Below are 15,286 nucleotides of genomic sequence, written 5' to 3'. Positions count from 1 at the left end.
CAAGGTATTAGGCTACTTGGGCATGATATCGATTGTGCGATTCTTAGAAAATGAAACTTCGTGTTGCTCGTTCAACAGAGCCAGGAAGTCTTACTTGAACTAACAAGAAAAGGAATTCGCCTGACAATGCGATACACCCCTACGCTCAAATTAAGCACTCGATTGGTTGCATTTGTGACCATGATCGTCGTCAGTGCCATGTTCATTCTTTTTATTGGTGGGACGCTTTCGTTTAAGCGAATAGGGCAGGAATATGTCCATCACTATATCTCAGGCATCGCAGATGTTGTTGATTCTGAACTAGATAACCCTGAAGCTGCAGAATCTATGGCGAAATGGCTGCCAAAACTGCTGCAAGCGAGTAATGTGCTTGAAATGGATGTCACCTCGCCATCAGGTTCGATGTATCACTACAAAGATACCCGCTCATTTTTGCAAGTAGAACGCGCGCAACAACTCACTTATCCGCTACAACACCACTCAGGCTACCAGATTCATTTTACAGTATTACCACCTTATGTTGGGCTTGAGTATTCTGTTGGTGCAATGTCTTCGATTACGCTAGCGGTTTTATTGATTGTTTTTTGTTTAATACAAGGCATTAAGTGGCTGAAAGAGCAGCTATATGGCTCCGAACTGTTAGAAGAAAGAGGGCGAATGATCCTAGCTGGCAAAACACAAGAATTTGCCGAAGGTGATCTGCGAGAGTGGCCTTACACCGCAAGTGAGGCGTTAGACAAGTTAATCGAAGAGTTGAGAGATTCGCGGCAAGAACGTAGCCGCTTTGACACCTTTATTCGCACTCATACTTTTTTAGACCAACTTACAGGCGCTGCTAATCGAGTACTCTTTGACTCAAAGTTAGAAGCAAGTTTACAAGAGGCGGGATCATACGGCGGGATTGTATTATTTAGAATCAAAGCTTGGGATGATGTAATCTCAATCAATGATAAAGTTTCTGTTGATGAATTCACTATTGAAGTTGGACAAAGTTTATCAAACATTGTTCAGCGTTTTCCGGATGTTATTTTCTCGCGCTACTACGAGTCTGACTTTGCCATTTTGATTCCTCACCAAGGCAGCAAAGAAATAGAAGCACTTTGTAGCCAAGTCATAAAGCAGATTTCCAAAATAGAGCCACTTTCGCCATTATCTCCCGATAACTGGTGCCATATCGGTGCAAGTTTATATTCAGAAGGGGAGAGGCGTGGTTATATATTAGATGAGGCTGAAACTGCACTGAAAACAGCACAAATAGAGCCGGTGAATAATTGGTCTCGGTTTGATAAAAAGCAAAAGAAAGATATTGCCAGAGGAAACGTCCGTTGGAGGACATTGTTCGACAAAACACTTTGCTCATCTAATATACAAATATATTCACAACCTTGCTTTATAAGAGAGAATCAACAAGAAGAATTATTGCATCATGAATTATTTCTAAGATTGAAGGATGAAAGCGGTGCAATTATAAAAGCATCCAGATTTATGGCAGCTATCGAACAAGTTGGTTATGAAATGACCATGGATCGTGTTGTAATTCAAGAAATTCTTGACTGGTTAAAGACGAAAAATGAAAGAATATGTTATTCTTTAAATATAAATGTGCTTCCATTCAAAGAAAAACTCTATACACGTTGGCTGCGAGATGAGCTATTACAACTGCCAAGCGAAATACGAAAGAGCATTAGCTTTGAATTTTCGGAAAGTAGTTTGGTAAAAAACTTGGACTATGTTCGTCCGGTTATTCGTATGATCTCTGGATTGGGGTGCAAAATTATTGTTCACCAAGCTGGCAGGACAATTGCAAGTACACATTACATAAAAGATTTGGATGTTGATTATCTTAAATTGCATCGCAGTTTGATAAAAAAAATAGACCAAAGACAAGAAAATCAGTTGTTCATAAGAAGCTTAATTGGCGCTTGCATGGACAGTAAAACTAAAGTTATTGCTGTTGGGGTCGAAAATAGCTCTGAATGGATAGCTTTACAAAATTTGGGTATTGACGGGGGGCAAGGTCGGTTTTTCGTAAAAGAAGAACTACTCTTTCCTAAGCGTCTTGCATCAAAGGTTAAAATTGGTCGCAGAAATCGATGGCGACAGAAAATGTGAGCAGTAACTAATGAATAAAATGGTTTCTTTGCTAGAACGCTTGAAAGGGAAAAGTTCCAGTACTAAAAAGGTGAGTATTGCTCTCCTTGAAGATGCCGTTTACTGCTCATTTGACAACAAAGTCGAATCATTTTCAGTAAAAGAGAAAGGTTGGGAAAAAACACTTCTTAAGCTTTTGACTGAAGAACAATATGCGAATTCCAGTGTTGTTATTGTTTTAGGATCTCACCATTACCAAACTTATCAAATTGAACGACCTGAGTTGCCAGAAGAGGAATGGTCGGTCGCCCTTCCTTTTTTACTTAAAGATCTGATCGCCGAACGAGTATCAGACATCGTTGCAGATGGCATCGCATTACCTAACAGCAATAAGATTCAAGCCTATGTAATGAGTAAGCGAATACTCACTCCATTGCTTGCTATATTGGAAAAATGCCAAGTAGAGTTGGATAGAATTTTACCTGAAGATGAAGTTTGGGGTCAGACTCATCAGCAGGCTGAAGATTTTTTATTGCTCCATCAAAGTGCACACAGCAGTTTTAAAATAAATGCTTATGTAGGAAGAGATATATGCTTTCACAGGACCATTCGTGGAGTGTCCCCTCCGCTTACAGGTCCTCAAGCAAGTAGCTTGCAAATTGACGGACTTGCACTCGAAATGCAACGTTCGATCGATTATCTCAGCTCTCAAATCAAACAGGCACAGTTCCATAAACTGTTTATATGTTGCGATGATGAAGTTGATGAAGAACTGACTTCGGCACTGGAAGAAAGGTTAAGTGTCAAAGTCGGAACGTTAATGGAAGAAGACAAGCGTTGTGGGGAAGTACTTTCTCATAACGCTCTTGGCGCCCAATACCACGTCAACTTATACCCAGAACACCTAAAGCCCAAAAAAGAATTCTTTACCTTGCCAGTTGTAGCTGCAAGTTGGTTGATCGTTGGTTTGGTTATGCTGAGCTATTATGGGTTCAATGAATATCAGATTCGTACTGAAAAAACGAAAATTGCACGTTTGTCAGAGCAATCTAAAGTACTTAAGACTCAGCTATCTGAACTGAAAACCATGTTGGGTGAGCATAAACCCTCCCCAAATAAACTGGATGCCGTGGTTAGAATTGAAAAAGACATAAAAGCAAAAGAAGCTTCTCTTAATGCAGTCGGGCAGTTTGATAATCAAAAGCAAGTTGGCTACTCGGGAATTATGAGTGCGTTATCTCGGTTAGGGAGAAATGATATATCACTCAGCCAAATAACTATTAGCCAGAACACACTGAACGTATCAGGTCTAGCTCGAACACCTAGTGCAGTTCCTAGCTGGATTAAACAATTTAGAAGTGAGTTAGATTTAGTCGGGCGTAATTTTGAGCAGCTCAATATCGGTAGAAATGACGACGATATAGTGACATTTGATCTGCAAGCTAAAAGAGGAGGTGAATAAATGGCACTTCTTCAAGATTTAAGTGAGAAGTTTTCAGCTCTTTCTAGCCGAGAGAAATGGTTAATTACTGCTGGTGGATGGGTCGCGATCTTCTTCATCATATTGACGTTCTTTTTGGAACCGTCATTTAAAGTCAAAGCTTCTCAAAACAGTGAGTACTCTTCTTTAACACAGTCCATAAAAACAACCAAAGATCTAATAGCAACGGTCAATAAACAGCTTAGGACTGATCCAAACAAAGAGGTCGATGAAGAGCTTGCTCGCTTAAAAAAACACAGCCAGCAGTTATCTGAGCGTCTAGATTTATTGGTTGAATCTTTAGTTACACCTAGCCAAATGGCTGAATTGTTAGAAAATGTACTCATCGGGAGTAAAGGGCTAAAGTTAGAAAGTCTAAACTCTCTACCTGCGGAGCCCATCATCGCAGGGGGAAGCTCTCAAGCGGTTGGGTACTACATTCATCCTGTGAAAATTGAAGTTACAGGTCGATACTTTGATATAAAAAATTATTTGATTGAACTTGAGAGTATGCCTACCACGTACTTTTGGCGCAGTTATCAATATCAAGTTGAAGATTATCCGTCGGCGCGTTTGGTTCTTATTGTCTATACATTAGGTACGGGACAGGAGTTTATCGGTGGTTAGAATTTTTTTAGCTTTAGCAATAATATTTAGCTCTTTTGGGCACGCCAACCAAGACCCTACAGCTCCACTTGGCTGGCAAGCACCAAAGACAACAATACAGAAACAAACTAAGAAAAAAACAGTCGCTCCAGTACCAAAGCTGCAATCCATTATTTGTGCAGAAGGTGCGCCATGCTATGCCATCTTAAATGATAAAATTGTAGAGAAAGGGAAGTACATCCAAGGGTATCTGGCCAACAGGATCGAACCAGAATTTGTAGATTTGATAAAGAGCGGGAAAAAATGGCGACTAGAGCTATTTCCCTCTGACATTAAACACTAAGGTTTCATAGACATTATGCGTAATATTGTAGTAGTAGCCATCATCGCGTCACTAACGGCTTGCTCCATGGGGCACCGGGAGCCTGTCGAGGTTAAAGAAGCGCTTAATGAAGTGATCAATGAAGCGAGTAGTAAAAGCTTAGATGAGCTTCCTGCTTCCGTTCAGGCTGATTTGATGCCTGAGTTAGCAAACGAAGAGTTTGCGGTTTCTCCAACCCTGAAGCGCTTTCGAGTACAAGCCAATGGTGTCGAGGCAAAAACCTTCTTTGCAAGCCTTGTTAAAGGGACGGACTACAGCGCAGCGATCCACCCTGATGTTGCGGGGCGAATTACCGTTAATCTGACTGATGTAACGTTAGACGAAGTGCTTAAAGTGGTTCGTGATCTTTACGGGTTCGAAGTCGTCCAAAGTGGAAAGCTTATTCAGGTTTACCCAGCTGGATTGCGTACCGAAACCATTCCAATCGACTACCTTCAATTTAAACGGTTAGGGCGTTCACTTACTTCTATTACAACCGGATCTATTACCAGTAAGGATGGCGGAAGTAGCTCTAGTTCATCAAGCAACAGCTCTAGCTCCTCAAGCTCCAGTAATAATTCGAGCTCGTCTAGCAGTTCCAGTACTTCTCCTACTGGTGGCACTGAGATAGAAACCATCAGTGAAAGTGATTTTTGGGCTCAATTAGAAAAAGCAGCTCAGACGCTTATCGGCACAGGAGATGGCCGGAATGTGGTTGTTTCACCTCAAGCCAGTGTTTTAACGATTCGAGCATACCCAGACGAGATAAGAGAGATAAGGCAATTCCTTGGTGTGTCGCAGCAGCGCATGCAGCGACAAGTGATTTTAGAAGCGAAAATCCTTGAGGTCACTTTATCTGATGGTTACCAACAAGGGATCAATTGGAGCGGTCTAACATCAACATTTGGGAACGCGAGTGTTTCCATAGGACGGGGTCTAATTCCTGCTGATGGAAGTATACCTGCTTTACCTGGTCTTGATGCAATTGGCTCACTGTTAGGCGGTCAAACCAATGTCACCATTAAAAATGGTGATTTCAATGGTGTGTTGAGCTTTGTTGGCACACAAGGTGATCTTAATGTCTTGTCTAGCCCACGGGTTACGGCAGCAAATAATCAGAAAGCCGTCATAAAAGTAGGCTCTGATGAATATTTCGTCACCGACATTTCTAGTGTGGTAGGCAGTGGAGACAACGCAAATGTTGCACCAGACATAGAGCTAACGCCATTTTTCTCAGGTATCTCTTTGGACGTAACACCGCAAATTGATGATGATGGCTTTGTTCTTCTTCATGTCCACCCTGCGGTGATTGATGTGCAAACACAAACAAAAGTCATCAATATTGAGGGTAAAAAATACGAAGTCCCTCTAGCTAAAAGCTCGATTCGTGAATCGGATTCGGTCATTCGAGCACGAGATGGTGATGTTGTCGTAATCGGCGGCTTGATGAAGTCAAACACAATTGATCAAGTTTCCAAAGTACCATTTTTAGGCGATGTTCCTGGCTTGGGGCATTTGTTCCGAAACGTGACCAAGCTTACTCAAAAAACAGAGCTAGTGATTTTACTAAGACCAACCGTGGTCGGCGTTAACACATGGCAGCAAGAATTGGAACGTTCACGAGACTTATTACAAGAGTGGTTCCCTGAAGAATAATTATGTATCAGACATTTTTTGGATTTAAACAAGCGCCTTTTTCGCTAACCCCCAACACTGAATTGTTTCAGGGGTTAGTACCGCATTATGAGGCGATCCAAACCGTTTTGTCTGCTATTGACATGGGTGAAGGCGTTATAAAAGTATCAGGAGAAGTGGGCACGGGGAAAACCATGGTATGCCGTATGCTCATTAACCAGCTAGTCGATGAAGTGTCGTTGGTGTACTTACCCAACCCGCAGCTTACCGGTGAAGAACTAAAGATTGCGATAGCAAAAGAGCTTGAGGTCGAAATTCGAGACAGTGATAGCTTGGTCGATGATATTCAAGCGCAACTACTAAAACTGCACCTGAACGGGAAGCGTGTTGTGGCGTTGATCGATGAAGCACAAGGCTTGAGTGATGAAGCCCTCGAAGCGATCCGATTGTTTGGAAATCTAGAAACGGAGCAGGCTAAGCTGATGCAGATCGTTTTGCTAGGTCAGCCGGAGCTTGATGCCCGATTGGAGCACCACCACCTTAGACAGCTACGCCAACGTATTTCCTTTAGCGCGACATTAAGACCGCTCTCTATTGAAGAAGCGTTTGCGTATATCGACCATCGCGTTCAGGTGAGCGGTGGAAACGTCAACCTGTTTGATGCAAAAGTAAAAAAAGCGATTTGGAAAGCCTCTCGAGGCGTTCCACGCTTAATTAACCAAGTTTGCCATAAAGCACTCCTATTAGCATTTACTGCCAACGCGACTCATATCCATATGGAGCACGTTTATAACGCGATTAATGACACGCTAGACACCGTAAAACCCCGGTTTAAAAAGCCATTTCTATGGGGGTGGGGGGTATCATGAGTGTTATAAATAAAGCATTATCTGAAATGTCAGATAAGAAATCGCCTTCAGGGCGCATTGAAAAAGTGGATGTTTCTCCCGTTAAAAAACGTCCACAAACTATTTGGGTGGTTGTATTCATTGCCCTACTGGTTGCCAGTGGTTCTTGGTTTATTTTTGGTCAATCTGCTGACAATCCGGAAATTACTCAAATTTCTGAAAAGGTGAACTCTGATAACGTCTCTGATGTTGTGAAACCTGTGACTACAGTCGTCACGATGGAGGTAGCTTCACCAACTCAACAAACCGTATCTGAGTCGGTGGCTAACATATACCAAGATCAGGCTACGGAAGATCCTGAAGTATCAGTAAGCTCCGTATTATCCCCAGTAACTGATGAGGAACAGGTCGCAATTGTTGAGTCTGAAAAGAGTATTGTCACACCTCAATCTACACTTAAGCCTATAGAAAAACAGGTTAAGGCAGAGAAAAAACAAATTGTTAAAAAATTAGACGCTCCAAAATCAGTCACTTCTAAGGAAGCACTTACTTCTAAGAAAACAATCACTTCAAAGAAAGAAGAAAATCCCGAAAAAGCGAAGGATGTTTCTGAGAAAGCATCTAAAGTTCAATTGGCAAGCGCTTCTTCAATTGCAGAAACAGATGAATTTGAACTACCACCACAGCCTGTAACGGATGGTGCAATTGCGATTCAGCAGGTTGAACTTACTCCTAAGCAGTTAGCGGATAAGGCATTGTCGAGGGCAAAAAAATCGTTAGATGCTAATGATTTTGATGGAGCGATAAAGGGCTACCAATCGGCTCTACGCTACTTACCTAAAGATGAAGTGATACGTAAAAAATTGGCTGCGCTTTATTATGGGCGTGGCAATGTACGTCAATCTCTAGAAATATTGCAAAAAGGCATCGTGCTAGACCGAGATAGCCAAGTACTGAGGCTAGCCGCTATGAATATTTTGGTAAAAGAAGGGATTAACGAAGCGGCTTTAAATGTTCTTGAGTATTTGCCGCCTCAGCCAGGACAAGACTATCTCGCTGCTAGGGCTGGGTTGGCACAGCAACTCAAAAATTATCCGATAGCACTTGAAAGTTATCAAATGCTAGTGAGAAGAGACAAGGATAATGGCAAGTGGTGGTTAGGGCTGGGAATACAGCAAGAGCGAAGCGCTAAGTATTCTCAAGCAAAAGCCTCATATCAAAAAGCACTTAATCGAGTAGGACTGTCGGCACAGACCAACAGTTTTATTCGTGAACGTATTGCTTATATCAATGACAGAGAGGCGTCTTCAAATGCAGATTAAATTACGTAAACGTCTTGGTGATTTGTTGATTGAAGAAGGCATCATTTCAGAACATCAAGTTGACGAAGCCCTAAGTCACCAAAAGAGTACAGGCAGAAAGCTTGGTGATACTTTAATACAGCTTGGTTTCTTAACTGAAACGCAAATGCTGACTTTCTTGTCGCAGCAACTTAACGTGCCTTTGATCGATCTTAGCCGAGCAAACGTTGATGTTGATGCTGTTCAAATTCTTCCCGAGGTACATGCCCGCCGATTGAGAGCGTTAGTTGTAGGTCGGCAGGGTGACACATTGCGTGTTGCGATGAGTGACCCCGCTGATTTGTTTGCTCAAGAATCGCTGCTAAGCCAGCTTCAACAATACGCGCTTGATTTTGTCATCGCGCCAGAAAAGCAGTTAGTAGAAGGCTTTGACCGATACTATCGCCGAACAAAAGAAATAGCCTCGTTTGCAGAGCAGCTTCAAGCTGAGCATCAGGTGAGTGATACGTTCGATTTTTCTTTTGGAGACGATGAAGACAGCGAAGAGGTGACGGTTGTAAAACTGGTTAACTCTCTGTTTGAGGATGCGATTCAAGTTGGCGCATCCGATATTCACATTGAACCTGATTCAAATGTACTAAGGCTCAGACAGCGTGTTGATGGTGTGCTTCATGAAACACTGTTGAATGAGGTGAATATCGCTTCAGCACTCGTTTTGAGGCTTAAACTAATGGCGAATCTGGACATTTCAGAGAAACGCTTACCTCAAGATGGTCGTTTCAATATTCGCGTTAAAGGGCAGTCTGTAGATATTCGTATGTCTACTATGCCTGTTCAGCATGGCGAATCGGTCGTTATGCGATTGCTCAACCAATCTGCAGGCGTTAGAAAACTTGATGAATCTGGCTTACCTGAAGGTTTGCTGCTGAGATTGCGAAAACAGCTTCGACGCCCTCATGGCATGATCCTCGTTACGGGGCCGACGGGTTCTGGTAAAACAACCACGCTTTATGGTGCGCTTTCTGAATTAAATGAACCAGGCAAGAAAATCATAACTGCGGAAGACCCAGTTGAGTATAGGCTTGAGCGCGTCAACCAAGTTCAGGTGAATACTAAGATTGATCTTGGGTTCTCTAAGATATTAAGAACATTCTTGCGTCAAGATCCTGACATTATATTAGTGGGGGAAATGCGTGACCAAGAAACGGTGGAAATTGGGCTAAGAGCAGCATTAACAGGTCACTTAGTATTAAGCACTTTACACACAAACGATGCCATCGACAGCGCACTGCGTATGATGGATATGGGCGCTCCTGGGTATTTGGTTGCCAGTGCTGTTCGGGCAGTGTTGGCTCAGCGGTTAGTTCGGAAAATATGTCCGGATTGTCGCACAGAAGATCACATTGATGATGCTCGAAGGCAGTGGTTGGAGAGTCGTTTTCCAAATCAGGCGAATGCCACTTTCTATAAAGGTGTTGGTTGTCAAAACTGTAACCTCACTGGGTACAGAGGGCGTGTTGGTGTGTTCGAATTACTTGAGCTCGAACAGCATATGATGGATGCGCTTCGCTCAGGAGATGCAGTCGAATTTGCAAAGCAAGCACGCAGAGCTACAGGGTATAAACCGCTGCTGGCTTCTGCTATGGAACTCGCATTAAAAGGTGTAGTGAGTCTAGATGAAGTTATGAATCTCGGTGAAGGCGACTCTTCAGCGACGATTGAACCGATTCTGCTCTAAGGTTACGACATGGCGACTTATCAATACCAAGGCAGAGATTTACAAGGCAGTAAGGTGGCAGGGCAGGTTGATGCCCCGACTGAAGAGCTCGCAGCTGAGGCATTGATAAACAAAGGGGTAATACCGACCTCGATAAGTAAAGGAAAAAGTGCAGAAGGCGGTGCCGGATTCGATGTTTCTGCGCTGTTTACGCCGTCAATTCCGCTGGAAGTGTTCGTTATATTTTGCCGACAGTTGTATAGCTTGACGAAAGCAGGTGTACCCATCTTAAGAGCTATCAAAGGGTTGGTTCAAAATTGTGGGAACAAGCAACTCAAACACGCTTTGGAAGATGTCGGGAATGAGCTGACCAATGGTCGAAACTTATCTTCGTCCATGCAGCAATACCCAAAAGTATTCAGTCCGTTATTTATTTCAATGATCAATGTTGGTGAGAATACGGGGCGTTTAGACCAAGCCTTGTTGCAGCTTTCTCAATATTATGAACAAGAATTGGAAACGCGGAAAAGAATAAAAACGGCAATGAGATACCCAATTTTCGTATTGAGTTTTATTTCAATTGCAATGATAGTGTTGAATGTTAAAGTAATTCCGCAGTTTGCTACAATGTTTGCAAGGTTTGGTGTGGATTTGCCTTTGCCTACAAGGATTTTGATTAGTACATCTAACTTTTTTGTAAATTATTGGGTATGGCTGATTTTTGCCTTTTTTGCCTTTTTGTTTGGCATGAAAGCTTGGATAGGAACACCTGATGGCAGAGAAAAGTGGGATAAATTTAGGTTAAGGATTCCTATTGTGGGGGATATTGTGAATCGTGCTCAACTATCACGATTTTCAAGAACTTTTGCTCTTATGTTGAAATCTGGGGTTCCGTTAAACCAGTCTTTAGCTTTATCTGGCGAAGCGCTCGGGAATCGATTCTTAGAACTTAGAATTTTAGAAATGAAATCGGCGATTGAAGCGGGAAGTACTGTGTCGTCAACGGCAATTCAGAGCCAAATTTTCACCCCTTTGGTAATACAGATGATTTCTGTAGGAGAGGAAACTGGTCGAATAGATGAGCTATTGCTTGAAGTTTCGGACTTCTACGATCGTGAAGTGGATTACGACTTGAAAACATTAACGGCAAGAATAGAGCCTCTACTGCTGACTATTGTTGCAGGTATGGTTTTGATTTTGGCTATGGGGATTTTCTTGCCAATGTGGGGCATGTTGGATGCGATTCAAAAATAGTTGGGTGCATTAACATGGAGGCTAAAGCTGTTTCGTCATTCGCCATTTGGACATTTTTAGTAGGCATTTTGCTTGCCACTTTGGTTTTCAATTGGCAAAAAATTGACGATGAAGCTTCAGATACCACTTTTTTGATGCTGGAAAACCAAATTACTGAGCGCGCAAATGCCTATAGGCAGCAATGGGTTATCAGTAAGCAGCCCAGTTTTATTGAGTATGAAGGTAAAAAAGTTCGGCTAGATGATAATGGATGGGTATTACCTTTGCATGGAAATGCAGTGAACTGCAAATGGTGGCTAGAAACATTGTATCCTAGATTAGGAAGTACGTATTTATCAGCACCTGACATACAAATGCTCTCCGGTTATCCGACATACCATTGTCGATATAAATTTAATGAAGAAATGGTGCTGGACTTAGTTTTGAATGAGAAGAAGCTCTCAATAAGTACTATAAAATAGGCAGTTAAACTACCTAAAGCATAGTCTTACTGGTCGGCGTGCGATATAATGAAATCACTCAGGAATGAGTAAAAAAATAGGTGAAGAAATGAAAAAGCAGTTCGGTTTTTCATTAGTAGAACTGGTTGTAGTGATTGTTATTCTTGGTTTGCTAGCGGCGGCGGCATTGCCCAAGTTCTTAGATGTCACAGATGAAGCCAAAAAAGCAAGCATTGAAGCGGTTGCTGGTGGCTATGCCACTGGTGTTCTTTCAGCGCGAGCGCAGTGGGAAGCGAAAGGCAGACCGGGCGTGGGGACTGGAAATAGCAAGCAACATTACATTGAGTATGATGGTGTGGAGTTCTGGCTAACCCGTTCGTTTGATGACGATGGTAATGACAGTTCGTTTAGAGATGGCTATCCGATTGCTTTAAAAACAACGGGTCAAACGGCTGCTCCGTCAGCTATCTCTTCATCTGATTGCGTCAATTTGATGGAAAATTTGCTACAAAATTCACCAAAAGTTGGGGATGCAGCAAGCAGCAACCTCGCTGATTTAAAATACACTGCTGAAGCAAACAGTTCTGAGAACACTTGTTCTTATGTACAGCAAGAAGGCAGTGATCATAAGTTTGTGTATGAAATAAAAACTGGTCGTGTGACCGTAGAATTGCAGTAACTGAATTGGTTACAGCGTTAATATCTAAACATAGAGAGAAGTGACTATGAAAAGACAAGGCGGTTTCACCCTAATCGAATTAGTGGTTGTAATTGTTATTTTGGGTATTCTGGCGGTAACCGCTGCACCTAAGTTTTTAAACCTTCAGGGCGATGCTCGAGAATCATCTCTTCAGGGCTTAAAAGGCGCAATGAGTGGTGCTTCGGGTATTGTTTATGGCAAGTCTGCCATTGAAGGTGAAGAGGGCGTCAGTAAAGGTGCTGCAACAGCACCTGCTGCAAGTGGTATTAACACTCACTTTGGTTACCCTACTGCTGCAACAGATGGTATCCAGCTTGCTGTTGAAGGTTTGCCTGCTGATTGGGATACAAACGTCTCAGGAGCTTCTTACTATGCAACGTTCAAAGCTTCCCCGACACATGCGGATGCCCCAGCAATAGTTGGTACAAACTGCTATGTTTCCTACACCGAAGCTGCAAATTCTAGTAGTGCGCCTACAATATCGGTCGTAGCTACAGGCTGTTAATCAAAATACCAGAGGTTAATTTCTAACCTCTGGTTAATTCTATTGTTGGTTAATGGATACCAATTGAAAGCTCTCTTGCTTTTGTTCGGAGCGATGTGAACTCATGGTTAGTGGTGTGGACAATAAACGGTTTTCTTCACAAGTTGGGTTTACTCTTACAGAGCTCGTGGTGGTCATTGTGCTTTTAGGTATCATATCCACCTACGCTGCCAGCAAGTATGTAGGGGTTTCTGGCTTCTCCACTTTCGCTGCTCAAGAACAATCCATCTCTATTATTCGGCAAATTCAGCTTGGTCGAATGCAATCCAATTTACCTTCTCTTGATTACTCTGGCGATCAAAGCCAATACCGCTTGGTGGTTTCAGGCAATTGTTTAGGTTCTGGTACTGGGTGCACTTCGGATAACCGAAGCAACTATGTCTTCATTGAAGATCAAACCTTTTCTTTTACACCTGCAAGTATGATCGTCGAGTTTGATCTATTAGGTGTACCAACGTGTATTTCTGGTTGTACCACGCCTGTTGCTGGGGGCAATATTTCTATTGGCATTTCCAACGGTGTAGAATCGGCTCAAGTTTGCATTAACAGCGAAGGATTTGTCTATGGCTGTTAAACAACGTGGCTTTACACTGGTTGAAAGCATTATCGCCATTATTGTTTTAGGCATTTCGATGTCGGTATTACTCTCCATTCTTTTTCCTCGTATTCAAAACTCCGCGTATTCACAATATGAAGTTCGAGCGTCTATTTTGGCTCAAAGTATCATGACTGAAATTCTAGCGAGAGGGTTTGACCATGAAAGTGACCCGAATGGCAGTATCATTCGGTGCGATGAAACTGGGGCTCCAACTTGTACGGTAACGTTAGGCCCAGAAACTGGAGAAACAACAGCAACGTTTAATGATGTTGATGATTACATCGGGTGCTGGCATACCAATAATAACGCGTCGGAATGTGTACTGAGTGCTCGCGGTAGCCTCAATGATATTTTCGGCTCTGACATTGCTAGCGACTATCCAAACTTTAGAACTGAAGTAGCCGTCGTGTACGTTCCAAGCAGTGATCTGGGTTTTGCCGACTCTCTACATAGATATAAGCGGATTACCTTAACGGTAATTGCAGGGCAGTATGGGGAGTTTCGATTCAGTGCTTACAAGGGGAACTACTAATGAAAAAATTAGGGTTCACTTTGATGGAAATGATCGTCACGATATTGATCGTCTCTATCATGTTTTTAGGCATTGCTGGATTCGTAAAGATTGGTGCTCAAGGTTATGCAGACACGACTCGAAGGCAAGCTCTGCACAATCAAGCGCGATTTGTTATTGAAAAAATGTCTCGTGAAATAAGGCATGCTGTACCCAATAGTTTGGCGACTTCAAGTGGCGGCTCGTGCGTATCCTTCTATCCAATTCGATATTCTGGCTTTTACCAGATAATTGATTCGATAAGCGGTGGCACTGATACGTTGCAGTTTATTGTGGGCAATGACGGTTTTACTCAGACGGACATGAATGCTGCAATCAGCGCTGGAGCCCGTTTGGTGATTAATCCAAGTCAAATATCGGATTTGGTCGCTCCTTCTTCTGCTTCAGTATTGTTAACTGGGGTCAGTTTAAGCGGTGCAATCTACAGTCTCTCTGCGTCATTTTCGAGCAACTCAATTGCCAACCGACACTATATTTACATACCCTCGGAGCAAGTCGAGTACTGCGTGAATACAGGAACAGGTCTAATTACTCGAGATGCTGAGGCTGTCGTTCAGGTAGGCGAAAATGCCACCAGCGCGGCATTCGCTGTCGATGGAATGTCATTACAGCGTGGTGGCTTAGTCCACATGGATATTCTATTCGAAAGCGATGGTGAGCAAAGTCACTACAATCATGATGTGCAGGTGCTTAATGTCCCATAAAAAGAACCAAACAGGCAGCGTGCTGATTATTGCCATTTTTGTTATTGTTGTGATGGGGATGCTTGGGCTAACTTTAGTTCGTTTGGAGTGGTCAAACCAAGATACTCTGACTCGTGAGGTGCTTGGCACACAAGCGTGGTTTTTGGCTCACTCCGGTAACGAGTGGGGCTTGACCTACATGTACCCATTAAATGAAAGTGCGGGGACATCTCAGTTAACCTCTCGTTGTACGAATTTAAATACTGCTGCAAATGCAGCTGAAGATGCGTTGCGCATAAACTCTAATGTTCCGTGCTCTTCATTAAACATCACTTGTGCTCAAAGTGGGTCGGGTGACTTAACATTCTATAGAATCAGTTCCGTTGCGGTATGTGGCGGAAGCAATACCTTTGAAGTTAGCCGAGAACAGGAAGTTTGGGCTAAAGCCATGGAATAG

General features: G+C 42.7%; 16 protein-coding genes. All 16 read left to right on the top strand.

All coding sequences use genetic code 11. The features are described 5' to 3' along the window. Positions 1-126: 126 nt before the first annotated feature. The 16 genes from csrD to VPNCDNU1_RS09105 all read left to right on the top strand — a co-directional run bounded on the left by csrD (position 127) and on the right by VPNCDNU1_RS09105 (position 15,286). Positions 127-2,112, top strand: a complete 1,986-nt coding sequence (gene csrD, locus VPNCDNU1_RS09180; RefSeq protein ID WP_104400063.1) for an RNase E specificity factor CsrD — start codon at positions 127-129, stop codon at positions 2,110-2,112. A gap of 10 nt (positions 2,113-2,122) precedes the next feature. Then, complete coding sequence (locus VPNCDNU1_RS09175) at positions 2,123-3,553, top strand: MSHA biogenesis protein MshI (RefSeq protein WP_104400062.1); 1,431 nt, start codon at positions 2,123-2,125, stop codon at positions 3,551-3,553. Then, complete coding sequence (pilO, locus tag VPNCDNU1_RS09170; protein ID WP_104400061.1) at positions 3,554-4,198, top strand: type 4a pilus biogenesis protein PilO; 645 nt, start codon at positions 3,554-3,556, stop codon at positions 4,196-4,198. It begins immediately after the preceding gene. Beyond that, positions 4,191-4,520, top strand: coding sequence for an MSHA biogenesis protein MshK (locus VPNCDNU1_RS09165; protein ID WP_104400060.1), 330 nt, complete (start codon positions 4,191-4,193; stop codon positions 4,518-4,520). Before pilO ends, VPNCDNU1_RS09165 begins: the two co-directional genes overlap by 8 nt. 15 nt (positions 4,521-4,535) lie before the next feature. Continuing rightward, positions 4,536-6,194 carry a pilus (MSHA type) biogenesis protein MshL gene (gene mshL, locus VPNCDNU1_RS09160; protein ID WP_104400059.1) on the top strand — a complete coding sequence of 553 codons (1,659 nt, stop codon included), beginning with the start codon at positions 4,536-4,538 and terminating at the stop codon, positions 6,192-6,194. A 2-nt stretch (positions 6,195-6,196) separates the two neighbouring features. Then, positions 6,197-7,042, top strand: coding sequence for an ExeA family protein (locus VPNCDNU1_RS09155; RefSeq protein ID WP_101113406.1), 846 nt, complete (start codon positions 6,197-6,199; stop codon positions 7,040-7,042). After that, the gene (locus VPNCDNU1_RS09150) at positions 7,039-8,343 is read left to right on the top strand and encodes a tetratricopeptide repeat protein (protein ID WP_104400058.1); all 1,305 of its coding nucleotides are present in this window, start codon (positions 7,039-7,041) and stop codon (positions 8,341-8,343) included. The genes VPNCDNU1_RS09155 and VPNCDNU1_RS09150 overlap by 4 nt, the downstream gene beginning before the upstream one ends. After that, on the top strand, positions 8,333-10,060 hold the full coding sequence (locus VPNCDNU1_RS09145; protein ID WP_104400057.1) for a GspE/PulE family protein: 1,728 nt from the start codon (positions 8,333-8,335) through the stop codon (positions 10,058-10,060). The genes VPNCDNU1_RS09150 and VPNCDNU1_RS09145 overlap by 11 nt, the downstream gene beginning before the upstream one ends. Before the next feature lie 9 nt (positions 10,061-10,069). Further along, positions 10,070-11,293, top strand: coding sequence for a type II secretion system F family protein (locus VPNCDNU1_RS09140; protein WP_104400056.1), 1,224 nt, complete (start codon positions 10,070-10,072; stop codon positions 11,291-11,293). 14 nt (positions 11,294-11,307) lie between these two features. Next, on the top strand, positions 11,308-11,754 hold the full coding sequence (locus VPNCDNU1_RS09135) for a hypothetical protein (RefSeq protein ID WP_104400055.1): 447 nt from the start codon (positions 11,308-11,310) through the stop codon (positions 11,752-11,754). 88 nt (positions 11,755-11,842) lie between these two features. After that, complete coding sequence (locus tag VPNCDNU1_RS09130) at positions 11,843-12,412, top strand: prepilin-type N-terminal cleavage/methylation domain-containing protein (protein ID WP_104400076.1); 570 nt, start codon at positions 11,843-11,845, stop codon at positions 12,410-12,412. 46 nt (positions 12,413-12,458) lie between these two features. Then, a complete protein-coding gene (locus VPNCDNU1_RS09125; RefSeq protein ID WP_104400054.1) occupies positions 12,459-12,938 on the top strand; it encodes a type II secretion system protein in 480 nt (159 codons plus the stop codon). 115 nt (positions 12,939-13,053) lie between these two features. Continuing rightward, a complete protein-coding gene (locus VPNCDNU1_RS09120) occupies positions 13,054-13,551 on the top strand; it encodes a type II secretion system protein (protein WP_167404755.1) in 498 nt (165 codons plus the stop codon). Beyond that, positions 13,541-14,107, top strand: coding sequence for a type IV pilus modification PilV family protein (locus tag VPNCDNU1_RS09115; protein ID WP_104400052.1), 567 nt, complete (start codon positions 13,541-13,543; stop codon positions 14,105-14,107). Before VPNCDNU1_RS09120 ends, VPNCDNU1_RS09115 begins: the two co-directional genes overlap by 11 nt. Next, positions 14,107-14,850, top strand: a complete 744-nt coding sequence (locus tag VPNCDNU1_RS09110) for a PulJ/GspJ family protein (RefSeq protein WP_104400051.1) — start codon at positions 14,107-14,109, stop codon at positions 14,848-14,850. The genes VPNCDNU1_RS09115 and VPNCDNU1_RS09110 overlap by 1 nt, the downstream gene beginning before the upstream one ends. Next, the gene (locus VPNCDNU1_RS09105) at positions 14,840-15,286 is read left to right on the top strand and encodes a hypothetical protein (protein ID WP_104400050.1); all 447 of its coding nucleotides are present in this window, start codon (positions 14,840-14,842) and stop codon (positions 15,284-15,286) included. Before VPNCDNU1_RS09110 ends, VPNCDNU1_RS09105 begins: the two co-directional genes overlap by 11 nt.

It is taken from the genome of Vibrio penaeicida (assembly GCF_002933855.1).
GTDB classification, from domain to species: domain Bacteria; phylum Pseudomonadota; class Gammaproteobacteria; order Enterobacterales; family Vibrionaceae; genus Vibrio; species Vibrio penaeicida_A.
Note: the sequence above shows the minus strand (reverse complement) of the source record. Positions and strands in the feature narration are given on the sequence as shown.